Annotated in this window: 21 protein-coding genes; 11 read left to right on the top strand and 10 right to left on the bottom strand. The window is 65.8% G+C overall.

The window, feature by feature from the left end:
• Positions 1-2,391 (bottom strand): TonB-dependent receptor, encoded by a 2,391-nt coding sequence (locus N7573_RS01150; RefSeq protein ID WP_279911819.1) that lies wholly within the window; start codon positions 2,389-2,391, stop codon positions 1-3.
• Positions 2,392-2,504: 113 nt separating this feature from the next.
• Here N7573_RS01150 and N7573_RS01145 point away from each other — a divergent pair, with 113 nt between their 5' ends.
• Both N7573_RS01145 and N7573_RS01140 read left to right on the top strand, forming a co-directional pair.
• Positions 2,505-4,157: an ABC transporter ATP-binding protein gene (locus tag N7573_RS01145; protein ID WP_279911818.1), complete on the top strand. Its 1,653-nt coding sequence runs from the start codon at positions 2,505-2,507 to the stop codon at positions 4,155-4,157.
• A 104-nt stretch (positions 4,158-4,261) separates the two neighbouring features.
• On the top strand, positions 4,262-5,413 hold the full coding sequence (locus N7573_RS01140) for a serine hydrolase (RefSeq protein WP_279911817.1): 1,152 nt from the start codon (positions 4,262-4,264) through the stop codon (positions 5,411-5,413).
• A 26-nt stretch (positions 5,414-5,439) separates the two neighbouring features.
• Here the strand turns inward: N7573_RS01140 and N7573_RS01135 are convergent, their stop codons facing one another.
• The gene (locus N7573_RS01135) at positions 5,440-6,687 is read right to left on the bottom strand and encodes an arsenic transporter (protein WP_279911816.1); all 1,248 of its coding nucleotides are present in this window, start codon (positions 6,685-6,687) and stop codon (positions 5,440-5,442) included.
• Positions 6,688-6,932: 245 nt separating this feature from the next.
• Between N7573_RS01135 and N7573_RS01130 the strand changes: the two genes are divergently transcribed.
• The 3 genes from N7573_RS01130 to N7573_RS01120 all read left to right on the top strand — a co-directional run bounded on the left by N7573_RS01130 (position 6,933) and on the right by N7573_RS01120 (position 8,834).
• Positions 6,933-7,145 carry a hypothetical protein gene (locus tag N7573_RS01130; protein WP_012511105.1) on the top strand — a complete coding sequence of 71 codons (213 nt, stop codon included), beginning with the start codon at positions 6,933-6,935 and terminating at the stop codon, positions 7,143-7,145.
• 24 nt (positions 7,146-7,169) lie between these two features.
• Positions 7,170-7,691 (top strand): hypothetical protein, encoded by a 522-nt coding sequence (locus N7573_RS01125; protein ID WP_279911815.1) that lies wholly within the window; start codon positions 7,170-7,172, stop codon positions 7,689-7,691.
• A 114-nt stretch (positions 7,692-7,805) separates the two neighbouring features.
• Positions 7,806-8,834 carry a tetratricopeptide repeat protein gene (locus N7573_RS01120; protein WP_279911814.1) on the top strand — a complete coding sequence of 343 codons (1,029 nt, stop codon included), beginning with the start codon at positions 7,806-7,808 and terminating at the stop codon, positions 8,832-8,834.
• Between the two features lie 55 nt (positions 8,835-8,889).
• On the opposite strand, the gene N7573_RS01115 is transcribed toward N7573_RS01120, so the two are convergent.
• Genes N7573_RS01115 through msuE form a run of 3 tightly spaced genes read right to left on the bottom strand, consistent with a single transcriptional unit; the run spans position 8,890 to position 11,580 of the window.
• Positions 8,890-9,924 carry a methionine synthase gene (locus N7573_RS01115; RefSeq protein ID WP_107431956.1) on the bottom strand — a complete coding sequence of 345 codons (1,035 nt, stop codon included), beginning with the start codon at positions 9,922-9,924 and terminating at the stop codon, positions 8,890-8,892.
• A 38-nt stretch (positions 9,925-9,962) separates the two neighbouring features.
• Entirely contained in the window at positions 9,963-10,940 is a 978-nt protein-coding gene (locus tag N7573_RS01110) for a DUF1852 domain-containing protein (RefSeq protein WP_121503311.1), read from the bottom strand.
• 58 nt (positions 10,941-10,998) lie between these two features.
• Positions 10,999-11,580, bottom strand: coding sequence for an FMN reductase (gene msuE, locus N7573_RS01105; RefSeq protein ID WP_279911813.1), 582 nt, complete (start codon positions 11,578-11,580; stop codon positions 10,999-11,001).
• 175 nt (positions 11,581-11,755) lie between these two features.
• On the opposite strand from msuE, the gene N7573_RS01100 reads away from it, so the two are divergent.
• Both N7573_RS01100 and N7573_RS01095 read left to right on the top strand, forming a co-directional pair.
• Complete coding sequence (locus tag N7573_RS01100; protein ID WP_121503309.1) at positions 11,756-12,670, top strand: LysR family transcriptional regulator; 915 nt, start codon at positions 11,756-11,758, stop codon at positions 12,668-12,670.
• The gene (locus N7573_RS01095) at positions 12,670-13,539 is read left to right on the top strand and encodes a methylenetetrahydrofolate reductase (protein WP_279911864.1); all 870 of its coding nucleotides are present in this window, start codon (positions 12,670-12,672) and stop codon (positions 13,537-13,539) included. Before N7573_RS01100 ends, N7573_RS01095 begins: the two co-directional genes overlap by 1 nt.
• On the opposite strand, the gene N7573_RS01090 is transcribed toward N7573_RS01095, so the two are convergent.
• Positions 13,521-14,627: a serine hydrolase gene (locus N7573_RS01090; protein ID WP_279911812.1), complete on the bottom strand. Its 1,107-nt coding sequence runs from the start codon at positions 14,625-14,627 to the stop codon at positions 13,521-13,523. The genes N7573_RS01095 and N7573_RS01090 overlap by 19 nt on opposite strands.
• A gap of 238 nt (positions 14,628-14,865) precedes the next feature.
• Between N7573_RS01090 and N7573_RS01085 the strand changes: the two genes are divergently transcribed.
• Positions 14,866-15,393 (top strand): DUF6622 family protein, encoded by a 528-nt coding sequence (locus N7573_RS01085; RefSeq protein WP_279911811.1) that lies wholly within the window; start codon positions 14,866-14,868, stop codon positions 15,391-15,393.
• Positions 15,394-15,468: 75 nt separating this feature from the next.
• Here the strand turns inward: N7573_RS01085 and N7573_RS01080 are convergent, their stop codons facing one another.
• The 4 genes from N7573_RS01080 to ptsP form a co-directional block, all read right to left on the bottom strand.
• On the bottom strand, positions 15,469-16,722 hold the full coding sequence (locus tag N7573_RS01080; protein ID WP_279911810.1) for a carbohydrate porin: 1,254 nt from the start codon (positions 16,720-16,722) through the stop codon (positions 15,469-15,471).
• A 14-nt stretch (positions 16,723-16,736) separates the two neighbouring features.
• The gene (locus N7573_RS01075) at positions 16,737-18,443 is read right to left on the bottom strand and encodes a fructose-specific PTS transporter subunit EIIC (protein WP_279911809.1); all 1,707 of its coding nucleotides are present in this window, start codon (positions 18,441-18,443) and stop codon (positions 16,737-16,739) included.
• A 74-nt stretch (positions 18,444-18,517) separates the two neighbouring features.
• Positions 18,518-19,474, bottom strand: a complete 957-nt coding sequence (gene pfkB / locus N7573_RS01070) for a 1-phosphofructokinase (RefSeq protein ID WP_279911808.1) — start codon at positions 19,472-19,474, stop codon at positions 18,518-18,520.
• Positions 19,471-21,981 (bottom strand): phosphoenolpyruvate--protein phosphotransferase, encoded by a 2,511-nt coding sequence (gene ptsP, locus N7573_RS01065; RefSeq protein ID WP_279911807.1) that lies wholly within the window; start codon positions 21,979-21,981, stop codon positions 19,471-19,473. The genes pfkB and ptsP overlap by 4 nt, the downstream gene beginning before the upstream one ends.
• Positions 21,982-22,137: 156 nt before the next feature.
• Between ptsP and N7573_RS01060 the strand changes: the two genes are divergently transcribed.
• From N7573_RS01060 to N7573_RS01050, 3 genes are all read left to right on the top strand, one after another.
• Positions 22,138-23,151 (top strand): LacI family DNA-binding transcriptional regulator, encoded by a 1,014-nt coding sequence (locus N7573_RS01060; RefSeq protein WP_049463433.1) that lies wholly within the window; start codon positions 22,138-22,140, stop codon positions 23,149-23,151.
• A gap of 32 nt (positions 23,152-23,183) precedes the next feature.
• Entirely contained in the window at positions 23,184-23,591 is a 408-nt protein-coding gene (locus N7573_RS01055; RefSeq protein WP_279911806.1) for a Rap1a/Tai family immunity protein, read from the top strand.
• A 244-nt stretch (positions 23,592-23,835) separates the two neighbouring features.
• Entirely contained in the window at positions 23,836-25,140 is a 1,305-nt protein-coding gene (locus N7573_RS01050) for an NADH-quinone oxidoreductase subunit D (protein ID WP_279911863.1), read from the top strand.
• Positions 25,141-25,146 lie beyond the last annotated feature (6 nt).

The raw sequence follows: 25,146 nt of genomic DNA, 5'->3' as shown, positions 1-25,146 counted from the left end.
TTACCAGCGGTGCGTCAGCGTCATGGACAGGAAGCGACCCAGCGCTGTTGCATTGGTGGGGTCATAGCCGGTGTTGATGCTGTTGACGATGAACGGCGGATCCCGGTCGAACAGGTTCTGCACGTTGAACGCAAGCGATGTGCCACGCTGCGGGTCCGCCGATGCACCGAAGTGGTAGGCGAGGTTCAGATCTACGGTCGTCCAGGAGCTGACGTGGGGCCGGGCGACATTGGCGGGGTCGCGATAACTGTCCACGTAGTTCACGAAGATCCCCGCCGCGGCCTGCTGCCGGCTCAGCACGATGCCACCGCGCATCTTGAGGTCCACCGGGTAGTACACCGAATTCACCGCATCCACCTCGGGCGACGTACTGGTCACGCGCCGCTTCGACTCGATGATGTACTGCCCGGCCAGGTTCAGCCCGATGTGGGTCTGGCCGGCATCGAAGCCATAGGATCCGCTGAAGTCGACACCACGCTGCCGGGTAAAGGCGTTGTTGCGGAAGCGGTTGTCGAGGATCACCTGGCTGTTGGTTTCGTCCGTGCCTGGCGGCAACGCATATGGCCCCACGCGCGAGACGAACAGGCCCAGCCCCGATACGCCCAGCTGGCGTGCCTGCTGGATCTGCTGCTGCGTGGGATTGGTGGTCAGGATGTCTGCGTAAGGTGCGGTGGACTGCAGGAACAGCGACGGGAAGCTGCCGCCGAAGCCGCTGCCGATACGGTCGGCGTATTCGATGTGGTAGTAGTTCGCATCGATCTTGAGCCCCGGCAGCGACGGCGGCGCGAACGAGAAACCGCCGGTCCAGGTCTTGGCCCGTTCGGGGCCCAGATCGGGATTGCCATTGGAGAGCATCATCAGGATGGTGTTGCCGCTGGCTGCGCTCGGATTGGGCACGTTCGCCACCACCACGGTGTTGTTCAACTGCATGTCCTGGTACACCGGCGCCCGGTAGGAACGGCCGTAGCTGGTGCGGAACGAAAGCCCCTGGGTCGCCTCCCACAGCAGGCCGAACTTGGGGTTCAGCGTGGAACCGAAATCGCTGTAGTCGTCATAGCGCGCTGCGGCGGTCAGGGACAGGCTGCGCACGCCCGGCATGTCCTTCAGCAGCGGGATGTTGAGCTCGCCGAAGGCGGACCTGATCGTTCGATGCAGGTCGAGTGGCTTTTCCAGGCCGCGATGATCGATCAGCTCATAGCCATCGCGGCGGTAGCCCGCGCCGAACGCTGCGCGTATCGGCCCGGTGGGCAGGTTGAACAACTCGCCGTCGGCGACCACATCCAGGTAGCGGGATTCGGAGTTCGTATCGGTCGGTGGCGCCGTACTGGCCGAACTGCCGGTGATGGTGGTGCGCTGATAGGACACATCGCTCCTGCCGAACCCCGAATCCAGGCGCGCCTGCCACCCGCGTGGAAGATCCAGGGTGAGTCCGGCGAACAGGTCGAACTGGCGCGTATGCGGGAACAACCGGGTTTCGTCGGCCGTGCCGGAAATGGTGGTGTCCATCTCGCGCTTGGCGAACGAGCCGGTCACGTTCAGGGTCAGCACATCGCTGAGCTGCTGCACGCCGTCCACGTACAGGCTGTGGCGCTTCGAACCGGGGTAGAGGTCGTACGGCTTGACCCGCACGTTCTTCGAGAAATCCTTGTCCACCGCCGGCAGGTTGCGCTGCTTCAGGAACTCGTAGCTGGCCAGCACATGGCCACCATCCCACGACCAGCCTGCCGACTGCGAGGCCTGGTATTCCTCCATGCCGCCGGTGGTCACGGCGCCGTAACGCACAGCGGTCTCATACCCGGTGAAGTCGCGGCGCAGGATGATGTTGACCACACCGCCGACCGCATCGGTGCCATAGATGGCCGAGGCACCATCGGTGAGGATCTCAACGCGTTCCACCGCACTCAGCGGTATCAGCGAGACATCCACGTACTGGTAGCGGTTCGACGAGGTCACGCGGTGGCCGTTGATCAGGGTCAACGTGGTGCCGGTTCCCAGACCGCGCAGATTGATGGCGGTGCCCTGGCCGAAGTTGTTGCCGGTATCGCGGTCGACGCCAAGATTGGCGACGTTGGCACCATTGGCGCCACCGCCGAAGTTCTGCGGCAGTTTCTCGAACAGCTGCTGCACGGTGGCCGCGCCGGTGCGGTCGATGGCCTCCTTGTCGATCACGATCACCGGCGAGGCGCCTCCGCCAATGGCATCGCGGATGTTGCTGCCGACCACCAGCACCTTGTCCAGGGTGGCGGTCGGCGCCTCGGGTGCTGCGCCTGCGGCCCGCGAGCGCCGGGCATCGCCGGGGTTCTGGGCGATCGCAGGCACGCTGGCCAACAGTGCAGCGGCAATGCTGAGGGCCATGAGCGCGCGTGGCATGGCAGCGGATACGTTCGTCATTCCCCGGTCCATCGATCCCATCCGAAAGTGGCCTGCGACGTGGCTACGTCGCTCCTGAATGGATATGTTATAGCATATCATTCTGGGGTTGAGTCCACGCCGGAACCAGGCCGATGAAGAAGACTGCTGTTCCGCCGCCCGTCGCTGAAATCCTGGGCACGTACTGGAAGGCCGACCGCAGGCTGCTGCTGCTCATCGCCGGCAGTGTCGTGCTGTCCAGCCTGGCCAATGTTGCGGCGCCCTATCTTTTCTCACGCCTGATCGACCGTCTGCCCATCGACGGGGTCGGCGCTCTCGCGGGCGGCTTCCTGCTGTATGCGGTCATGCTTGGCGCTGGCAGCGCCCTGCAGAACACCGTGCAGTACCTGTCGTTCCTCAGCGGCGAGAATCTTGGCTTCATCACCAGTACCCGCTACTTCGCCCGTCTGCTGAAGAAGACCAACAGCTTCTTCCTGGAATACAACGCCGCCGAGCTGCAGGTTGCAGGGGAGAAAGGCCGTGGCGCGCTGAAGATCGTGGTGCAGCTGGGGCTGGTGGCCTTCATTCCCAGTGCGCTGCAGATCCTGCTGACGCTGATAACGCTGGGTGCGTTGATCAATCTGCAGGTGGTGGCCATCGTGCTGGCCTACGGCACGGTAGCCGTCACGCTTTCCGCCATCGCTACCCGGCGCGCACGCATCCATCGCGAAGCTGCGGTCGAGGCCGGCCAGCAGAACGCGCGCTTCGTCGGCAATGCCATGAATGCCATGGAGACGCTGCGCCAGTTCGGCGGCAGCGCCTGGATGGTGCAGCGCTTCGAGCAGAAGGCCCAGGAAGTGCGCGACAGCTGGCGCGCCTACGTACTGCAGCGGATCGGCTTCATTGCGCTGCTGGGCATCGGCCTGGCGGTCGAGTTCATCGTTACCTTCCATCTGTTGCTGCCGCGCTACCAGAGCGGCGGTCTGAGCGTCGGCGACATCGTCCTGTTCAATCTGCTGCTGCTCCAGCTCAACATGCCGTTCGAGATGATCGCCCGTTCGATCGATGACGTCGCGCGCTCGTGGAGCATGCTGGCTCCGCTTTCCACCTTGTGGGCGGCGCCCGAGGAGCAGCAGGTGGCCGATGCCCAGCGCTTCGCCGGGGAAAGCGGTGGCCTGGCGTTCGAGCGGGTCAGCCACCGCTATGGCAACGGTCGCGGGGTAAGCGATGTGTCCTTCGAGGCCGAACGTGGCGGCATCAATTTCCTGATCGGGCCGACCGGGGCAGGGAAGTCGACGCTGTTCAAGCTCGCCCTGAAATCGATCGATCCCCAGCGTGGCCGGATCCTGGTCGATGGCCTTGACCTGTCCCGGATCGACCGTGCGGCCTGGCATGCCGCTGTCGCGGTGGTTCCGCAGGATGTCATCCTGCTCAACGAAAGCCTGGCCGACAACATCCTGTTGGGGCGCGCACGCGATGATGATCGGCTGCAGCGTGCCGCACGCAAGGCTGCGATCCTGCCGTTGATCGAGGCGCTGCCCGAGGGCCTTGAAACGACGGTGGGCGAGCGCGGCCTGAAGTTGTCCGGCGGTGAACGCCAACGCATCGCGATTGCCCGTGCACTGTATGGCGAGCCGGCGATCCTGTTCCTGGACGAGGCAAGCTCCGCGCTGGATGAGGCCACTGAACGCGAGATCATGGACCATATCCGCGCACTGGCGAACGATGTAACCGTAGTGGCCATCACCCATCGGCGCGGTATCGTGAGCCCGACTGACCGGGTGATTGATCTCAGGGGCGATGCTTAGGGCCAGGAGGCGCTCCGCAGCCAGCGTGTTCGCCTCCACAATCGGCTATCGTGAGCGCTCTTTCCTGATCGCCCTTCAAGCGCCAACGCATGGAAGCCACTTCGATGACCGTTCGAAACAGACGTTGGTTTCATGCCTTCGTCGTGTCCGTCGTACTCCTTGGTGCCGGATGCACGGGCGGGAAGGCGCCATCGAAGGAACCGGGGGCAGAGATCGACGAGGTTGCGCAGACCCTGATCGAGCAGCCCTTGCTGCACTCGGCCTCCATCGGCGTGGTGTACCGGGGCAGGACCTTCATCCGCCATCGCGGCGACATGGTGGCCGGTACAGCCGGCGCGCCGACCGATGCCACGCTCTATGAGATCGGCTCACTGAGCAAGACGCTGGCCGGCACCTTGATGGCCAATGCGGTGCTGGAAGGCAGGGTGGGCCTGGAGGATGACGTTCGCACGTACCTGCAGGGCGACTATCCCAACCTGCAGTACCAGGGCCAACCCATCCGCGTCCGCCACCTGCTGTCGCACACCAGTGGCCTGCCGAACATGCTGCCGGAGCGCGCGAACACGGTACTGGAGGACTTTACCGATCACCGCACGCCGGGCGAACTCAATGCGCTCTACGCGCACTACGGCAAGACGGATTTCCTCCGGGACCTGCACGCCGTGCAGATCCCGCGGATGCCAGGCAAGGAATACGCCTACTCCAGCGCAGGGACCGAGCTGGCGGCGCATGTTCTGGAGGTGGCCTACAAGACCGACTACGCATCACTGCTGCGTGGCTTCTTCAGCGACTCCGCGGCGATGACCGGCCTCCGGATCAGGCTGGATGATGCCGAAGCGCCGCGGTTGGCGGCCGGCTATCACAGCGACAACCCCGTACCGACCACGCCGATGCCGCAGTTGCCATGGGGCGCTTCCGGAAACGTCAAAGCAACCGTCCCGGACATGGTGAAGTACCTTCAGTTCCAACTGGCCAATGGGCCGGTGGTAAAGGAATCGCATCGCGCCCTGGCCAGATTCGACGACGAGTTCAGCATCGGCTACTTCTGGAACATCGTCGCCGGCGATCGCCAGAAGGGCCTCTACTATGCCCATCACGGTGGCGTACCGCGCTCACAGTGCTACATCTACATCATGCCCGAGCACGATCTGGGCATCTTCGTGATCACCAATCAGAGTGGCGACCAGACCGCGCATGCCATGGAAGCGGCGATCGATGCCCTGGTCGGGAAGATTGCTGCAGGCAAGACCCCATAGTCCGGGGGGCGCCCGGCAGCCCCCGACTAGAGCAGCAACAGTGCCCCGATCAGCGCAGGCGGCATCACCAGCGCGCCGACGCGCAGGAAGTCGAGCGCGCTGACATGCTCGCCCTCGCGGCGCAGCGCCACCAGCCACAGCATCGTGGCCAACGAGCCGGTCACCGACAGGTTGGGGCCCAGGTCCACGCCGACCAGCAATGCGGCGCGCGTCTGCGCCGGCAGGTCGGCCATCTGGCCCAGCGAGCCTGCGGCGAGGCCGACCGGCAGATTGTTGGCCACGTTGCTCAGCAGCGCGGCCGCGGCACCGGCCAGCCAGCTGGCCCGGTGTGGCGCTGCCTGCGCCACGGCCTGCAGCGCGCTGGCCGCCGTCTGGATGACACCGGTCTGTGCCACCGCTTCCACCAGCACGAACAGGCCAGCCACCAGCGGCAGTACGCCCCATGACACATGGCGCAGCAGCGGCAACGGACTGCGCCGCTGGCGCATCGCCACCACTGCCACACTCAGCGTGCCTGCGCAGAACGTGGCCAGGCCGAGCGGGCCGTTCAGTGCGGAGGTCACCAGCAGCACGGTGCCGGTGAACAACACGCCCAGCGCGCTCAGCCGGCCGCCTTCGGTCAGCGGGCGATGCGCCGGCGCCGCCACCAGCGGCTGCGCGATCTCGCGCCGATGCACCCAGCGCAGCACCAGATAGGTGGCGCCGATCGCGGCCAGCGACGGCAGCGCGAACTGTGCCAACCACTGCATCAAGGGCGGCATGTGCTGGCCGTACACCACCAGGTTGGCCGGGTTGGAAATGGGCAGCACGAAGCTGGCCGCATTGGCGATGAACGCACAGACGAACAGATAGGGCAGGGGGTTGGCACGGGCCGCCTTGCAGGCTGCGTAGACCGCCGGGGTCAGCACCACTGCCGTGGCATCGTTGGAAAGAAACACGGTCACCAGCGTGCCGACCAGGAACACCAGGTCGAACAGGCGTCGTCCCGAGCCTCCCGCATGACGGACCGCGTACAACGCCAGCCAGTCGAACAGGCCTTCGCGCCGGGCCAGCTCGGCCAGCACCATCATGCCGACCAGGAACAGATAGACATCGCGCCCCTCGGCCACCGCGTGCAAGGTCGTGCCGAACGACACCGCTCCCAGCAGTGGAAGCAGAAGGGCAGCCCCCAGTGCCCACACATATTCCGGAATGCGGAACGGCCGGAACAGCAGGCCGACGGTGGCAACGGCCACGGCCGCCCAGATGAGGAAAGAGGAGTAGGAAACGAGCATCGGGCGGGGTGTCTCAGCGGCGCCGACGCGTACCTCGCAGGAGCGCGCCCGCTGCAATCACGGCAGTTCGGGGAAGGCGGCATCATACTCCGTGAGCCGCGCCCGAGCTGTGGAGCCCAGCCCATGCTTGTCTGCTTGCCGCGTGCCCCCGGCACCCACGCTCCGCGAACGTTTTCTTCGGGCGCTCTTCACCGTCGCTCCGCTTAGAGTGAAGGCCACTCAAAGTGTCACGCATGGAATCAACGATGTCCGAATACCGGGACTGGATCTTCAATGCCAACGGCCGAACCCTGGTGGCCCGGGTGGAGCTGGATGGCGACGGCGGCGGCACCATCAACCGCTACCAGTTGACTCCGGGTCCCGCGCAGTCCGGGCTGTGCATCAAGGTAGCCTCGCAGGCCGAAGCCGCAAAGAAGCTCGAAACCGAGGTGGAGAAGCTGCTCGGCCCAGAGTGGTGAGAGGGCTTCGCTACGGCAGAAGCGTTGAGAGGTCGCCAGCGCAACTCCGCAATCTCATTCCATGCGACGGCCGACCGTATTCTTCGGGCCATGCATTCACCCTCCAGCCCTCCCGATTTCATGACCGCTACCCGGCCCTCCGGCTGGGTGCAGAGCGGTGACCGCTGGGACCTGTGGTGGAACGGCCGCTGTGTGGCCAACGTCGTGCCGCATGCCGTGCTCGGGGTCCGCCTGTTCCTCGCCGCGCGGAAATCACCCCAGCCCAAGGTCGTGGCCGCCGTGAATGCTCGCCAGGCCAAGCGCTACGCCGAGCGCTGGTGTGCCGCCCGGCTTTGCCCGCAGTTGCGGTTGCGCGATGCGGTGGCGCGGCTGGTAGATACCGGTGCTCCATCACCTCCGGCGCCTACGCGGGAGCAGCGGCAGCAGGCCCGCCGCCTGGCCGAGGCCGGGGCGCGCGAGATGGGCCGGATCAAGGAGGCGCTGGCGCTGAGACGGACCCCTGCGATGTCGCGAGCGCAGGAGCAGGCACGCCCGCTACCCAGATAGAACCTCGGCCACGTGGTCCTGCGCGCACCTATAATGCCGCCCCCGGCCCCGATCACTTGCTGATCGAGGCACCTGCCGGGTCTACCTGCGGCATCCATCTGGAGTTGATCAAGAATGCAGACGTTCACGGAAGAATGGATTGGCGCCCTGCGGCGCGTCGCACTCTGTGCGGGGCTGGCTGCCCTGGCCTGCAGCACGCCTGCACTTGGCAATGACAACGCGGCCGAGCGGGATCGCGTGATGGCTGCGGCGAAGGCCGGCAACGCGGAAGCCCAGAATGAACTTGGGGACAGGTATCTGCGCGGCGCAGGCGTCGACAGGGACGCAGCGAAGGCAGCGGACTGGTACCGCAAGGCGGCCGATCAGGGCTATGCGCCGGCACAGTCCATGCTGGGTGTGCTGTATCTGCGAGGCAATGGCGTGCCGAAGGATTCCGCTCAGGCCCTGCACTGGGTACGCAAGGCTGCCGATCAGGGCAATGCGGACGCACAGTCCGATCTCGGGATCATGTACCTGCAGGGCCTGGGCCCGCAGCAGGATGATGCCCAGGCTGTCCTGTGGCTCCGCCGAGCCGCTGAACTCGGCTCGCCGGCCGGGCAGTACAGCCTTGCCAATCTCTATCAGAAGGGACGCGCCGGCCTCACGAAAGACGAGGCCCAGGCCATGCAGTGGTATGCCAGGGCAGCCGTGCAGGAGCTCGGCCTAGCGGGAGTCAAGGAGGCCCGTCTGGAGCTGTGCCTGAATCGCAAGGAGAACGAGGTGTGGTGTGCCGAGATGGACACGCCCGGCGCGTTTGGCCCGGTTGAAGCATTCACAGCGGCTGCCGATGGCGGTGATGTGGAGGCGCAGACCAGGCTCGCCCTGATGTATGCCAAGGGTATCAGCGTACAGAAGGATGAGGCCCGATCCGCCGACCTGTATCGCAAGGCGGCAATGGCGGGCTACGCGCCTGCACAGGCCGAGCTGGGATACCTGTACTCCATCGGGCGCGGGGTGCCCCAGGACCAGGAAGAGGATATCTACTGGACCTGTGAGGCTGCAGCGCAGGGAAACCGCAGGGCGATCCGCAATCTGGCCATCAAGCAGACCTACGATCTGTTCGATCCGAAGGAGTGCCCCGAACGGCGCGCGCGCAAGCGCTGAGTGCCGATGCGTCCGGACCCCGCACAGAGGTCCGGACGCAGATCGCTTGCAGCGGTTACGCCGAGAGCTCCTCGCGCACGATCCTGGCCCCTTCGCTGAGCGCACGCAGCTTGCCCCGTGCCACGTCACGCGCCAGCGGCGCCATGCCGCAGTTGGTGCTCGGGTAGAGCTTGTCGGCATCCACGAACTGCAGCGCCTTGCGCAGGGTGTTGGCCACTTCCTCAGCCGTCTCCACCGTGCTGGAAGCCACGTCGATGGCGCCCACCATCACCTTCTTGCCGCGCACCAGCTCGATCAGATCGATCGGCACGTGCGAGTTGTGGCATTCCAGCGAGATGATGTCGAGGTTGGAGGTCTGCAGCTTCGGGAACGACTCTTCATACTGGCGCCATTCCGAGCCCAGCGTCTGCTTCCAGTCGGTGTTGGCCTTGATGCCGTAGCCGTAGCAGATATGCACGGCAGTCTCGCACTTCAGTCCTTCGATCGCACGCTCCAGTGCGGCCACGCCCCAGTCGTTCACTTCGTCGAAGAACACGTTGAAGGCGGGCTCGTCGAACTGGATGATGTCGACGCCAGCGGCTTCCAGCTCCCTCGCTTCCTCGTTGAGGATCTTCGCGAATTCCCAGGCCAGCTTCTCTCGGCTCTTGTAGTGCGCGTCGTACAGGGTGTCGATCATGGTCATCGGCCCGGGTAGTGCCCACTTGATCGGCTGCGTGGTCTGCCGGCGCAGGAACTTCGCATCCTCCACGAACACCGGCTTGGGGCGGCTCACGGCGCCGACCACGGTCGGCACGCTGGCGTCGTAGCGGTTGCGGATGCGCACGGTTTCGCGCTTCTCGAAATCGACGCCGTTGAGGTGCTCGATGAACGTGGTAACGAAGTGCTGCCGGGTCTGCTCACCGTCGCTGACGATATCGATGCCGGCGTGCTGCTGTTCCTGCAGGGACAGGCGCAGGGCATCCTGCTTGCCTTCGGTCAAGCTTTCATCCTGCAGTTTCCAGGGCGACCAGAGCTTTTCGGGCTCCGCCAGCCAGGAGGGCTTGGGCAGGCTGCCGGCGGTGGAGGTAGGGAGCAGTTTCTTCGTCGACATTGCGTTCTGTGTCCTGGGGCGAATGGGAAATCGGTGGATCAGCGGGCAGCCCACTGCTCAAGCACGGCGCGATACGGCTTGATGAAGTGCTCTTCGGTGAATTTGCCCTGCTTGACCGCCAGCTGGCTGCGCTCTTCGCGGTCGTAGACGATGCGGGTGGAGGAGTAGTCCTGGTGCTTCAGGCTGGGCTGGTAGACCTTGCCGGCCACGGAATTGGCGTTGTAGATCTCCGGCCGGTAGATCTTCTGGAAGGCTTCCATCGTGCTGATGGTGCCGATCAGCTCCAGGTTCGAGTAGTCGCCCAGCAGGTCGCCCTGGAAGTAGAACGCCAGCGGCGCGACGCTGCCCGGCGGCATGAAATAGCGCACCTGCAGGCCCATCTTGTCGAAGTACTGGTCGGTGGGGGAGAACTCGCCCTGGCGATACTCCACGCCCAGGATGGGATGGTGGTTCTCGGTGCGGTGGTAGGTCTTGCTGCTGGAAACGCTGATGCAAATTACCGGCCCCTTGCTGAAATTGGCGCGGTAGGCCTCCGATTCCAGGAAGTGCTGGAACAGCTTGCCGTGAAGATCACCGAAGCCTTCCGGAATGCCGAAGGTGGCCTTTCCCTCGTTGCTGGCCGGCAGTACCACGCTGAAGTCGTAGTCGCGCACATAGGACGAGAAGTTGTTGCCGACGATGCCCTCGGTGCGCGCGCCGGTGTGCGTGTCGACGATGGTCGGGCGCAGCACTTCGATCAGCGGGAACGGATCGCTGCCGTCGGCTCCATCGATGTGCATCTCCACCGAGATGATGTCCAGCTCAACGGCGTAGCGGTCCGCGCTCGGGTTGTCCCAGTGCGCCAGATCGTTGAAGCGGTTGTTGATCATGCTGATCGTGTTGCGCAGGTTCTCCTGGCGGGACTCGCCGCGAGCCAGGTTGGCGAAGTTGGTGGTGATGCGCGTGCCGTCAGCGGGCTGGTAGTCCTCGTTGAAAGGGATGCGCGTGATGCTGAAGGTGAAGTTCTCGGTCGTCATGGGCGGCGTTCCGGGTTGCGGAGGTGACATCCGAATGCGGGTCGCTGGCATTCGGCATTCAAAGGACTGCAGCGGTCTCGGCAGTGGCAGGCGCTGCGCGATGGGACAGGGCAAGCAGGGGCATCGCCCGCTGCACCGCCAGCCGTGCGCGCTGGATCAGAGCGTCGTTGTGCACGCGGCCCTCGGCGAAATCGCGGTCGGTGGCGTAGACGCCGAGGGGCAGGGTGCGCGCCTGGAAGAAGCTGAAGAGCGGCCGCAGCTGATGATCGATCACCAGTGCGTGGCGCTCGCTGCCGCCGGTGGCGGCCAGCAGGATGGGGGTGTCGACCAGCGCATCCTGGTGGATGAAATCGAAGAAGTGCTTGAACAGGCCGGTGTACGAACCGCGGTAGACCGGCGTGGCCACCACCAGTACGTCTGACTGTTCAACGGCCACCAGCTGCCGCTCCACAGCCTCGGGCAGCTGCGAGCGCCACAGCGCACCGGCCAGCTGCGGCGCCAGTTCGCCCAGCTCGATCAGGTGCGGCTCGCAGGCAACGTCCTCGCCGATCAGGTCCAGCAGGTGCTCGGCCAGGGTTGCAGCCCTGGAGGGGCGCTGCAGTCCGCCGGAAACGGCGACGATACGGAGGGGGCGGGTCATCTGTTCGTTTTCAGCAGGGGAGGGGCTCCTTCGGGCAATCTGCGGGGGCGCAGTCCTGCAGGCCGGCGAGGTGACCGGGCTGGCAGGCGACCGAAGGCATGACCCGATCCTAGTCATGCCCTTCCATGACGTAAAATGGTATTACTTCACCAATCCATGAGCGGTATTCATCGTCATGTTGGAACGGATCCACCTCAGCATCGTGCAGCAGGTCGAGCAACAGGGCTCGCTGACCGCTGCCGCCGGCGTACTCAACCTGACCCAGTCAGCCCTGAGCCACAGCATGAAGAAGCTGGAGCAGCAGCTCGGCACCGACGTCTGGCTGCGCGAAGGCCGCAGCCTGCGCCTGACCCAGGCCGGGCAGTACCTGCTGGCGGTGGCCAATCGCGTGCTGCCGCAGCTGGACCTGGCCGAAGAGCGGCTGGGCCAGTTCGCCCAGGGCGAGCGCGGCGCGCTACGCATCGGCATGGAATGCCACCCGTGCTACCAGTGGCTGCTGAAGATCGTCTCGCCCTACCTGGCGGCCTGGCCGGACGTGGATGTGGACGTCAAGCAGAAGTTCCAGTTCGGTGGCATCGGTGCACTGTTCGGCTACGAGATCGATCTGCTGGTCACGCCCGATCCGCTGCTGAAGCCGGGCCTGAAGTTCGTGCCCGTGTTCGACTACGAGCAAGTGCTGGTGGTGGCCAGGAATCACGCCCTGGCCAAGGTGGATCACGTAAAGCCGCGCCAGCTCGGCCAGGAAGTGCTGATCAGCTACCCGGTACCGTTCGAGCGCCTGGATATCTACAACCAGTTCCTGCTGCCGGCGGGCATCACGCCGCGGCGCCACAAGACTATCGAAACCACCGACATCATGATGCAGATGGTGGCCAGCGGCCGTGGCGTGGCCGCGATGCCGCGCTGGCTGGTGGAGGAATATGCCGCACGCATGGACGTGGTGCCGGTGCGCCTGGGGGCGAAGGGCATTCCCAAGCAGATCTACCTGGGCGCGCGCGAGGCGGATACGGGTATCGACTATCTGCAGGCCTTCGTCGAGCTGGCGCGTAACAGCACGCCGATTGCCGGCAATGTGGGCGGAGCGCGTTGATGCCTGCACCTGGATCGCAGCGGGCGGAAGCCTTCATCAACGCGTTTTCTCTGGAAGTGAGCGCGAAGGCCATGCCGGCACTGCGCGCGGAAGCGGATCGCATCGCTCCGGGAACGACGATCTCGATCCCTTACCTGGCGAGCGAGGACGACGACGCCCGGCTGGCGGCCGCGCGCACGGTGCGCGAGCTCGGCTTCGAGCCGATGCCGCATCTCTCGGCCCGCCGCATCGGGTCGCGTGCGGCGCTTGAGCGGTTCCTGGAACGCGCCGCCAGCGAAGCGGGGGTAGAGACGTGCCTGCTGATCGCCGGTGATCTTTCTGCGCCCGCAGGGCCGTATGCCGACAGTACCTCGATCATCGAGACCGGCCTTCTTGAGCGTTGCGGCATCAAGGTTGTGGCCATCGGCGGGCATCCGGAAGGCCATCCGGTGATGACCGCCGAGGATCGATGGCGCGTGTTGGAACGCAAATGCCAGGCCATCGAAGTGCAGGGCATGGCGCCGTTGATCATCACCCAGTTCGCCTTCGATGCCGATATCGTGCTGGCCTGGCTGGATGCGCTGCGCGCCCGTGGCATCACGGTTCCGGTACTGGTGGGCGTGCCGGGCCCGGCCAGCATTGCGCGGCTGGCGCGCTACGCCGCGATGTGCGGCGTGGGTGCCAGTGCATCGATGCTGGCGCGGTATGGCATCTCGATCGGCCGGCTGCTCGGCACGGCGGGGCCGGAGGTATTCGTCGATCGGCTGGTGAAAGGGCTGACGGACGCCCATGGCCCGGTCAGCCCGCACTTGTTCCCGTTCGGCGGTATCGCGCCATCGCTGGAGTGGGTGGAGCAGTATCGGCGGAGCATTTACAGCAGCGGCGGCTGAAAATCCGGGCAGCGGCGCATCCCAAGATCGAGGCGCTCTGCAATGCGCTGGGGATTGATGTCTCCGGCACGATTGATCAGGACCACGACCGTTCTTCGTTGCGCAGGAACGTGCCGCAAGTACCCAGTAAAGCCTGCGGTTCCGCCTCCGTGACCGACTACATTGCCGTCATCGGCAACCTGCCAGCCGGCCCCCCAGCCCGCCTTGCTTCCGCTGGAAAGAACCGTGTCGCACCACATGCGCCTCAGCGCACCATCAGGTAGCAGCCGACCCTGGTCCAATGCCACAGCAAGGCGTGCCATGTCATCGATGCTCGCCAACAGGCTGCCGGCCGCCCACGCCGAACCCGCAGCAGTGGGCGGTGGGTCGTGCCACTGGCCATCCTGGAATAGATGCCCCTGGGCAATCCGGCGCCGATCCTCTGAGCGGCGCGGTCCCGCGTCGCGCATGCCTAGCGGCGACAGGATCTCTTCCTGGAGAACGTTCCAGTAATCCATGCGGGTTGCATGTTCGATGGCCAGACCGAGCAGAATGTAGTTCGTATTGGAATAGGCATGCCGCGTACCTGGCGCAAACTCCAGCGGCATCTGCTCCACCCCTGCCAACAGTTCACGGGGTTGCGGACTCGTCGGCATCAATCGCAGGAAGTTGTCTTCATTCAAATAATTGGGAATGCCGGAGGTATGGCTCAGCAGCCGCAGCAGTGAAGTGGATGCCCACTCTGAAGGCAGTCCCTCCACATACAGGCCGATGGGCGCCGTGACGTCGAGCAACTGTCGCTGCTGGAGCCGGAATACCAGCAGCGCCGTGAACACCTTGGTAATCGATCCCAGCTCGAACACGGTATGGCGATCAATCGGTGAGGGCCGGGTGTCGGTGCGTCGGCCCGCCGTGGCTAGCGCGGCGATGCGCCCATGATCTACCAGAACGGCCGCCAGGCCAGGCTGCTGCTCGGCCCGCAGCAGCGCGGCCAGCGAACTGCAGCTGCCTGAAGTACGCCGGCTCGCCAGTGCAGAGCGGGCAGACAGGCCGCAGCCGGCAGCCAGTAGTGCTGCACACAGGTGGCGCCGGACAGGATCGTTGCGCATGGCGTATCAGCTCGCAGCGGCATTGTGGCAATGGTATCGCGGGTCGAGCAGGCCGAGCGGATGAGGCGGGTGTCCCGGGTGGGTCCGCACTGTGGCTGTTGGCAGCGTGGCACGCCGCCACATCACCTACGAAGGCTGACAGCTGTCACTGGCTGCAACCTTGGGGGAAGCGAATAGTGAGCGCCAAGGCGAGGGCGCCTCGCCACCACTCAGCCACCACTCACCAAGGGGACCGCTCATGAACATGCTCCAGCAACTCGCCGCACAGACGCCGATCTGGGTCTGGCTGCTCCTGGCGTTCCTGGTCACGCGTGGCATCGCCGCCATGAAACCGGGTGAGACTTCGTTGCAGAAGCTGGCGATCGTGCCCGTCCTGTTCGCCGTGTGGGGCGCGTGGTCGATCAGTCATCGCTTCGGCGCCTCGCTGACCGCCTGGGGCGAGTGGTTGGTCGGCATCGGCACCGGGGCGGCACTGGGATGGCTGCTGCTGGGCCACGTGAAGCTGACCCTGGAGGGCGCTACCGGAAAGCTCTGGCGCAACGCGGACTTCAGCCTGCTGCCGCTGCTGCTGATCACCTTCCTGGTGAAGTACGGCTTCGAAGTCGCATTTGCGGTGTCGCCGTCGCTGACCGCCAGCGCCGGCTTCAGTGCCGCCTACCTGCTGCTGGCAGGCGGATTCACCGGCCTCTTCATCGGCAAGTACTGCCGCTATCTGGCCTCGTTGCGACTGGGTGAGGCAGGTAAAGGGGTTGGGGTGGCAGGCTGAAACCAGCTCCGTCGTGACGCGTCACATTAATAGCCCCAGAGGGTAGTGCCGGCCGGTGGCCGGCACCCCTTGTCCCTACAGGCTCCAATCAACCCGCATGCCCGCAATCAACGCATTCGGCAGGTCCCGCTGGCGGGCAGGTTCGTTGAACTGGTCCGGATGCACGATGTAGTGCAGGTTCGGTGCGATCCGGAGCTGCGGGGTGAGCTGGATGCCATAGCTCAGTTCCATCATGACCTGGCTCCCGTGCGGCGTGCCGCTACCGCCTGCCGCGGCGCGGGCAAGGCGCAGGTTCTCCAAGGCGATGCCGCTGTACTTCTGCTGGGTCACAACGAAAGCGATGCTGTCCTGCGGCCGGCCGGCGAACGTGCCTTTCTGCACCACGCCCGCCTGCAGGAAATGATCCTCGATCAACTGGCCGGAGGTGCCCTTGAGCGCCGCACCGAACAGGGTCAGGCCGCGCCCGGCACCATCCCCGGTGAGTTGCTGCTCGAAGCGGGCGAACACCCCGGAACGGCCACGGCGGTTCGCATAGTTCTGGCCGCTGAGCAGCGCCGGGGCGCCGTTGGCATCGCGCAGCGGATCCAGATAGGTCGAGTTGTCCTGCCAGCCACCGAGTTCGTAGCGGGCATTCAGTCGTGCCGAAGCAGGGCTGCGCCAACCGAGCGTATAGGGCACGATCCAGCCGGTGGCCTGACTGGTACTCCATTCCAGGCCGTGCTGGCCGTCCTCGGCCTGGCTGGGGTCGACCTGGTAGGCGCCGACGCGCACATAGACATCGGGCGTCACCCAGGCCGTGGCATCGGCCATCCAGCTCGATACCGGCCACCAGGTGAAATTACTGGTGCGGAATACGTAGGTCGGGTTGCCACAGGCCGAATTGCCCTGGAAGTACTGGCACAGCTCCGAACCGAGGTGATGGATGTTGGCGACGCTGCGCCCCGCTTCCAGCACCAGTTGGTCGTTCAGCAGTTTCTGTTCAAGCGTCAGGTTGGCCAGGCGCGTGCCCTGGCCGCCGTAGATTTCCTGCACCGAGGTGCTGTTGCCAGTGCTGCTGTTGGCCAGGTTGGTGCCATGGCGGTTGATACCGTAGGCCTTGATCGTCGCGCCCCGCCAGCCAAACGCAGCATCCAGGTTCACGTCGGCGCCGAACATCAGCTGTCCGGCATACGCCGTGCCGCTGCGCTTGCCGCCGTCGAGCGTGGCAGCTGCTTCACCGGTGTACGCCAGCTTGGGGGTGAAGACGTCGCTCGTGCCGGCGGCTGCGGCCACGGACGGCAGGGCCAGCAGGATCGCTACCGGCAACAGGCGGCGGGAAGGGGAGGTCATGGGCGAGGTTCCTATTACAGGGTGGGAGCCGTGACCGGCTTCTTGAGGACGCGCAGCGCGACGGCGGTGACGGCCACGCCGGCCACCAGCGCCAGCAGGTAGATGCCAAGGTGGGTGACCGCGTTCGGGATCGGCAGCACGAACACACCACCGTGCGGCACCTTCAGCTCCACGCCTGCGGCCATCGAGATCGCACCGGCCACGGCAGAGCCAAGGATCAGCGCTGGAATGGTGCGCAGCGGATCGCGCGCGGCGTAGGGGATCGCACCCTCGGTCACGAAGCTGAGGCCGAGCACGCCCGCGGCACCGGCCGTGCCACGTTCCTCGGCGGTGAAGCGGTTGCTGAACAACCACGTTGCCAGCGCGATGCCCAGCGGCGGCGTCATGCCGCCGATCATCGTCGCAGCCATCGGCGTGTAGACCTGGCTGGAAATCAGTGCGGTGGAGAACGCGTAGGAGGCCTTGTTGACCGGCCCGCCCATGTCCACCGCCATCATTCCGCCCAGCAGCAGGCCGAGCAGGATCGCACTGCTGCCCTGCATACCGCGCAGCCAGTCGGTCAACCAGGCCAGCAACCCGGCGACCGGCGTGCCGATCACATACATCATCAGCAGGCCGACCAGCAGCGTGCCCAGCACCGGCAGGATCAGCACCGGCTTGAGGCCTTCCAGGCTGCGCGGCAGGCGCAGCGCACGATTGATCCAGTGCACACCGTAGCCGGCGATGAAGCCGGCCAGGATGCCGCCGATGAAGCCCGCATCCATGTTGACTGCCACCAGTCCGCCGATCATGCCCGGCGCGATACCCGGGCGATCGGCGATGGAGTAGGCGATGTAACCGGCCAGCGCCGGCACCATCAGCATGAAGCCGGACTTGGCGCCGATCTGGAACAGCGACCAGGCCAGCGTGCCCTTGTGTGCATCGTCAAAGGCATAGATGCCGCCGAGTGCGAACGCCAGTGCGATCAGCAGGCCGCCGGCAGTGACGAACGGCAGCATGAACGACACGCCGGTCATCAGATGCTTGTAGGGGCCGGTGGCCCTAGCCTTTTCGGTGGTGCGGCCTGAAGCTGCCGTGCCCGCCTGCACGCTGGCCTCGGCCAGCGCCTTGCGGATCAGGTTCTGGCCGTCATTGATCGCCGGCTTTGTGCCGCTCTTGAACAGGCGTTTGCCAGCAAAGCGTGACAGATCGACTTCGCGGTCGGCGGCGATCAGCACCAGGTCGGCGGCAGCGATTTCTTCGTCGCTCAATGCGTCCTGCGCGCCGACCGAGCCCTGGGTTTCCACCCGGATCGCGTGGCCCAATGCCTTGGCGGCTTGCTGCAGGCCTTCGGCCGCCATGAACGTGTGGGCGATGCCGGTCGGGCAGGAGGTGACGGCGACGATGTGCTTGCTGGCGTCCGCGGCGGGCGCGGTTCCGGACGTCGCGGCAAGCTGCGCCAGCACGGCAAGCGGGTCGTCCAGCACCTCACCGAGGCTGGCGCGTACGATCTGGGCGCTGCCGAAGCGCGCGGGATCCGCCTCGCCGTCACCCACCAGCAGCAGCTGCGTTGCGGCGGCGGCCTGCGTGGCGGGCAGTGCCCCGGTCACGCCCTGGTCGCTGCGGATTTCGATCGCCAGTTCAGCCCCTTGCTGGCGGGCAGCGCGGCGCAGCGCTTCGGCGGCAAGCACCGCCTCGATGCTGCGTTCGCCTGCGGCGATGACTACGGTGGAAGCTTGCATGGGAACTCCTGGAATTCTTCGGGTTCGTCCTTGCAGGAGGGGGCGGGCCAGCCGCAGCTCCCTCTGCAGGGGTTTCAATCCAACCGCTCGATCAGTACGTGGCCGGTCCACGCGCGCACCTGTGCCGGATCCAGCTGTCGCGCGTCGCCGCTCTCCAGCCGGCTCATCGAGAACGCCGTCGCCAGTCGTGCGCAGGCAGCCAGATCGAGGGAGGGCTCCAGCAAGGCGGCGGCGATGCCGGCGACCATGGCATCGCCAGCACCGACCGTGCTGTCGCGTGCCAGTCGCGGCGGTCGCGCGATCAGGGCGCCGCTGCGATCAATGAACAACGCGCCGTCGGCGCCCATCGAGATCGCCACAAGCGCAACTCCGCGTTCAACCAAGGCGTGGCCTGCGGCCCGCAGGGCGCTGCGATCCGGCAGCGGCGTACGGGTCCAAGCCTCCAGTTCGTGGCGGTTGGGCTTGATCGCGTAGGGCAGTGCGCCCTGTGCGCCGCTCAACGCCGCGGCCAGCGCGTCGCCACTGGTATCCAGCAGTACGCGCGCACCGGCGGCGCTCGCCTGCGCCTGCAGTCTCGCCCATGCATCGGCTGGCAGCCCGGACGGCAGGCTGCCGGACAGCACCACCGGCAGGTCCGGCTGGAGCAGGGCGTCGAGTCGGCGCGATACCGCGTCCAGATCGGCATCACGCAGTGACAGGCCGGGCAGGTTGATGTCGGTGGTCTCGCCGTTGGCCTCTTCGACCAGCTTGATGTTGGTGCGGGTGCGGCCCGCAATGCGCAGGCAAGCGTCTGCGATGCCGCGCTCGGCGAACACTGCGCTGAACACGCCGTCGTTGCCTTCGCCGAGCACGCCCAGCGCGGTGGTCGGCACACCCCAATCGGCCAGGCAGGCGGCCACGTTGATGCCCTTGCCGCCGGCGTCGTCGCGCGAGCTGCGGGCACGATGCACATGGCCCGGCTGCAGGTGCGCCAGTCGCACGGTCTGGTCGATCGCCGGATTCAGAGTGATGGTGACGGCGCGGGCGCTCATGCGCGCACTCCATCGAGCGCACGTACCTGCTCGGCGGTTTCGCAGTCGAGTGCACTATTGGCCAACGCCTGCAGATCGGTCATCGCGTTGCCACGCAGGCGTGCCTTCACGGCCGGGATGTCGTTCGGGGTCATCGACAGTTCGTCCGCGCCCAGGCCGGCCAGCAGCATTGCACCAAAGGGATCGCCGGCCAGGCCGCCGCAGACGCCAACCCAGCGCCCATGCAGGCGTGCACCTTCCACCGTGGCGCGGATCGCGCGCAGCACGGCCGGGTGCAGGCTGTCGGCCTCGGCGGCGAGTTCCGGGTTCTGGCGGTCGATCGCCAGCACGTACTGGGTCAGGTCGTTGGTGCCGATCGAGAAGAAGTCGGCATGGCGCGCCAGTACATCGCTCTGGGCTGCTGCGGCAGGGACTTCAATCATGATCCCGATCGGCACTTCGGGTGCCTCAAGCGCGGCGCGCAACCGTTCGCAGATGGCGCGCAGTGCGATCAGCTCGGGCACCGAGGTGATCATCGGAAACATGATGGACAGGCGTGCGCCGTCCTTCGCCGCGCGATACAGCGCACGCAGCTGTGGTTCCAGCAGGTCGGGGCGGCGCAGCAGCAGGCGCGCGCCACGCACGCCGAGGAACGGATTTTCCTCGCGTGGCAGCTCCAGGTGAGCGACCTGCTTGTCGCCACCGATATCGAGCGCGCGCACGATCAGCGGGCGGCCGTCGAGTGCCTTGGCCATCGCCACGTACGTGGCGTACTGCTCATCCTCGCTGGGCGTGCTCCCGCGCTCGAGGAACAGGAATTCGGTGCGCATCAGGCCGACGCCTTCCGCGCCTTGCTCCAGTGCCAGCGGCACCTGCTCGGGCAGGTTGACGTTGGCGCCGATGTCGATGCGGTGGCCGTCAGGGGTCTGTGCCGGCTGCGCGCGTTGCGCCGCTTCACGCTCGCGGATCTGCTGCTGTTCGGCGATCCACGCACGGGCCGAGGCGAGATCGGCCTCGGACGGAGACAGATAGAGGCGCCCGCTGCTGCCATCGATGATCGCCTCGCTCCCCGCGCTGATCGTCAGCAGCTCCGCGCCCGCGGCAACCAGCGCCGGCAGGCCCAGCGTGCGCGAGAGGATCGCGGTGTGCGAGGTCGGCCCGCCCAGCGCGGTGGCGAGGCCAAGCACGCGACCGGTATCGAGGTTGGCCGTGTCGGACGGCGACAGATCAGCAGCGAGCAGGATGCAAGGATGTGCAGGCAGGTCGGCAAGGCCGCCACCCGCCGCGGACGGATCAAGCTGTGCCAGTACGCGCCGGCCCACGTCACGCAGGTCGGCGGCGCGCGCGGCCAACACCGGGTTGCCCAGGGCAGCCAGCCCGGAGGCAATCTGCTCGATGGCCTGGTGCCAGGACCATGCAACGCCATGGCCTTCGACCATCAGCTGGCAGGTACGGGTAATCAGATCGGTGTCGTCGAGCAGCGCGGCCTGCGCCTTGAAGATTGCCGCATCCGAGGCGCCGAGCCGGCGCTGGGTGTCGTCCTGCAGTGCAGCCAGCTGCTGGCGGGTGCGGCTGAGCGCCTCCTGCAGGCGTGCGCCGCCTTCGCCGAGCGGGGTGGGGCGGTCAGCAACGTCGGCATGCGTGCTGGCCAGCACATGCACCGGGCCGATCGCCAGGCCTGGGCTGGCGCCGATGCCGACGATCGCCGCCTGTGCGTCGGGCGGATTCCAGCCCGCAACCGGCGCGGCCTTGCGCTGCGCCGCGCGCTCGGCATCGGCCCTTTCCTGTGCCACCAGCCCGTCCATGACCTTGCGCAGCGCGGCCAGCAAGGCAGGGGCATCGGCGCCCTCAGCAGACACGCTGACCGCGTCGCCATGGCGCAACCCGAGCTGCAGCAGCGCCACCAGGCTCTTGGCATCGGCAGCCTGATCGCCCGCTCGGACCTGTGCGCGGGCCGCGAAGCCGCGCGCTGTTTCGGCCCAGCGCGTGGCCGGGCGTGCGTGCAGCCCGTTGGGATAGGCGATGGTCCAGTCGAAACGGTCGGCCAGGTCAGTCACCGGCACAGTGGGGGCCGTGGTCGCAACATCGCCGGCCAGCGCGCTGATGATCTCGCTCGCATCGGCCGTGGTGAACAGGCGCTGCAGGGTCGCGTCATCCTGGATCAGTCGGGTCAGCCGGCGCAGCAGGGTGATGTGGGTATCGGACTGCGCGGCAATGCCGACCACCAGCCGGGTGACCTGGCCCGGATTCCACTCCACGCCTTCCGGAAACTGCAGCACGGCAATGCCATCGCGGCGCACCAGGTGGCGGTCCTCGCCCAGCCCGTGCGGAATGGCCACGCCGTGGCCGAGGAAGGTGTTCGCCAACGCCTCGCGACGCCCCATGCTGGCCTCGTAAGCCGGCGCAACGCAGCCGGCGGCGACCAGCATCTGCGCCACCTGGGTGATGGCGTCGGCCTTGTCGAGCGCCCGCGCATCCAGGCGGATCAATTCCCGGCTGACGGGGGCTGGAGAGGTCAAGGGCTGCAAGGCGGGCTCCGGGAAGGGGGTGCTATGGCGTATTGGGAACGTTCCCACACATCATTTCAATGTGCACTGCACAAAAAGCCAATAGTCCTTTGGCGTTAGCATTGTCCTGAATGGCCATCCGGCCTCGAACAGCGACAGTTTCCGGGAACGGTTCCAATGAGCATCAGCATCAACGACGTCGCGCGCGTGGCGGGGGTCTCCAAGTCCACGGTGTCGCGCGTGCTCGGCGGCGGCCCGGTCAGCGAGGCCGTGCGTGGCCGGGTGGAGGCGGCGATCCGCCAGACCGGCTATCACCCCAACCTGCAGGCACGGCGCCTGCGTGCCCGGCACACCGGCATCATCGGGCTGATCGTGGCGGACATCCGCAACCCGTTCTTCACGGCGCTGATCCGAGCGGTGGAGGAGATGGCCTATCGTGAAGGCCTGCGCGTCACCCTCTGCAACACCGACGAGGACCCCGAGCGCGAAGCGCTGTATCTGCAGTTGATGCACGAGGAGCGCATCAGCGGACTGATCTTCGCGCCCACCCGGACCACGGTGGGCCGGCTGGAGCGGCTCGCACTGGACTATCCGACGGTGCTGGTGGACCGCGCCGCACCCGGCGGGTCGATCGACAGCGTGGTGCTCGACAATCCGGCCGCGATGGCGGGCCTGGTCGAGCATCTGGTCGCGCGTGGCTATCGCCGCATCGGCGGCCTGTTCGGCAGCACCAGCACCACCGCAGCCGAACGTCGCGACGGCTATCTCGCTGCGATGCGTACACATGGGCTTCAGCCGGATTACCGCGAGGTTGAACCTACGGCTGAAGCGGCCATTGCAACGGTCGAACAGTGGCTGGCTGGCCCATCGCGGCCGGAGGCGCTGGTCGCCAGCAACAGCCTGCTGCTCATGGGAGCGTTGAAGGCCGCCCGCAGTGCAGGCCTGGCAATTCCGGACGCGCTGGCGCTGGCGGGCTTTGACAACGAACGCTGGACCGAACTGGTCGAGCCGGGCATCACCGTGATCGAACAGCCGGTCGAAGAGATGGGGCGCGCTGCGATGTCGCTGTTGCTTGAGCGCCTGCGCGCGCCGGAGCTGCCGGTACGCCGGCTGGTGATGACGGGCCGGTGCGTGGTGAGGGGATCAACTGCATGGAATCCAGAAGGACGACAACCAAGGTCCAAGGCATGAGAGGACATCAAGGCCGACAGGCGGGTCGTCGCATGATTCGGCTGCTTATGCTTGGAGCCTGCTTCCTGACCGGATCCTTGCTTGCGGAGACATCACCACCGAAGCGCACCTGGCTTGTGAGCGGCGCGGAGCTGATCACGCTACTGCAGGGAAAAGGGGCTGACGGATTCTGTGCCAGCGAACAGTGCCGGAGTCTGTCCATCGCCCGTGCCAATGCCTACATCCAGGGTGCTGCCGATACCAGTCGTGGCCAGTGGTGCGGCCAAGGCCAGATCCTTCCACATGAACTGGCCGATCGTGTCACCTCCCATCTTCAGCAATTGCCCCAGGAGCGCTTGCAACAGAATGCTTCTTCGCTGGTTGTGGAAGGCCTGCGAACAGCGTTTCCTTGCGAACGCCGGGCATTGCACGGTGGCATCGGACAGTCCAGGGGAAATTGACCCAGCCTCGTTGAAGTGATTTGCCAGGCTTGTTCCCCCCGCAACCGGGGGTTGGCAGCAAGCGCCGCCGTCGAGAAAATCCGCGTTTTGACTGCAGATTGCTTCGGCTCGGGAACAATCCCAGCGCTCCACATTCCAGACCAAGCAGTCCATAACCGGCCTTCCACGTCGAAGTAGCATCGACGCTTGGAGCATTGAGCACTTCCGCTGAATGCGTTCGGACTACGGAAGCTATTGGATGAACATGAAGCGGACGACGGCGGGCAGCCCCGCTCCCGTGCGCGGTGATCGGCGGGATACCGAGATCCGGAACTACGTGATGAACCTCGGCCCCCAACATCCTGCGGCACATGGGGTACTGCGCCTTGTGCTTGAGATGGATGGCGAGACCGTTGTGCGCGCGGATCCGCATGTGGGCCTGCTGCACCGGGGTACCGAGAAGCTGGCGGAGTCCAAGCCCTTCAACCAGTCCATCGGCTACATGGATCGGCTGGACTACGTATCCATGATGTGCAATGAACACGCCTACGTACGTGCGATTGAAACCCTTCTGGGAATCGAGGCACCCATCAGGGCACAGTACATCCGCACGATGTTCGATGAGATCACCCGTATCCTCAATCACCTCATGAACATCGGAACGGGCGCGCTGGACCTGGGCGCCATGGCCGTGATGCTCTATGCATTCCGGGAACGCGAAGAGCTGATGGACTGCTACGAGGCGGTATCCGGCGCTCGAATGCATGCCACGTATTACCGGCCCGGCGGTGTGTACCGTGATCTGCCTGACCAGATGCCGAAGTACAAGGAGTCACGCTGGAAGAAGGGGAAGGAGCTGCGGCGGCTGAACGCCGCGAGAGAAGGGTCGCTGCTCGATTTCATCGAGAATTTCACCCGCGAATTCCCGAACCGCATTGATGAGTACGAAGCCCTGCTCACCGACAACAGAATCTGGAAGCAGCGCACGGTGGGCATTGGCGTTGTGACCCCGCAGCAGGCCATGGACTGGGGCATGACCGGGGTGATGCTGAGAGGCTCGGGCGTGGCGTGGGACCTGAGGAAGAAGCGCCCCTACGCGAAGTACGATGCCGTTGACTTCGACATTCCGGTCGGCAGCGCCGGTGACTGCTATGACCGCTACCTGTGCCGTGTCGCGGAGATGCGGCAGTCCAACCGCATCATCCGCCAATGTGTCGACTGGCTTCGCGCCAACCCCGGCCCGGTGATGGTCCAGAACTTCAAGGTGGCGCCGCCGTCCCGGCAGGAGATGAAGTCCGACATGGAAGCGCTGATCCATCACTTCAAGCTCTTCAGCGAAGGCTACCAGGTGCCGGCAGGTGAGACCTACGCAGCGGTCGAGGCGCCCAAGGGCGAGTTCGGCTGCTACCTGATCTCCGATGGCGCCAACAAGCCGTTCCGGGTGCACCTGCGTGCTCCCGGCTTCGCTCATCTCTCTTCTCTGGATGAAATCGTCAGGGGCCACATGCTGGCGGATGTCGTCGCCATGATTGGCACCTACGACATTGTGTTCGGCGAAGTGGATCGATGAGGAACC

This window comes from Stenotrophomonas sp. GD04054, from assembly GCF_029836955.1.
GTDB lineage: Bacteria > Pseudomonadota > Gammaproteobacteria > Xanthomonadales > Xanthomonadaceae > Stenotrophomonas > Stenotrophomonas maltophilia_A.
The sequence above is the reverse complement of the archived record's forward strand: the minus strand, read 5'-3'. Positions and strand labels throughout refer to the sequence as shown.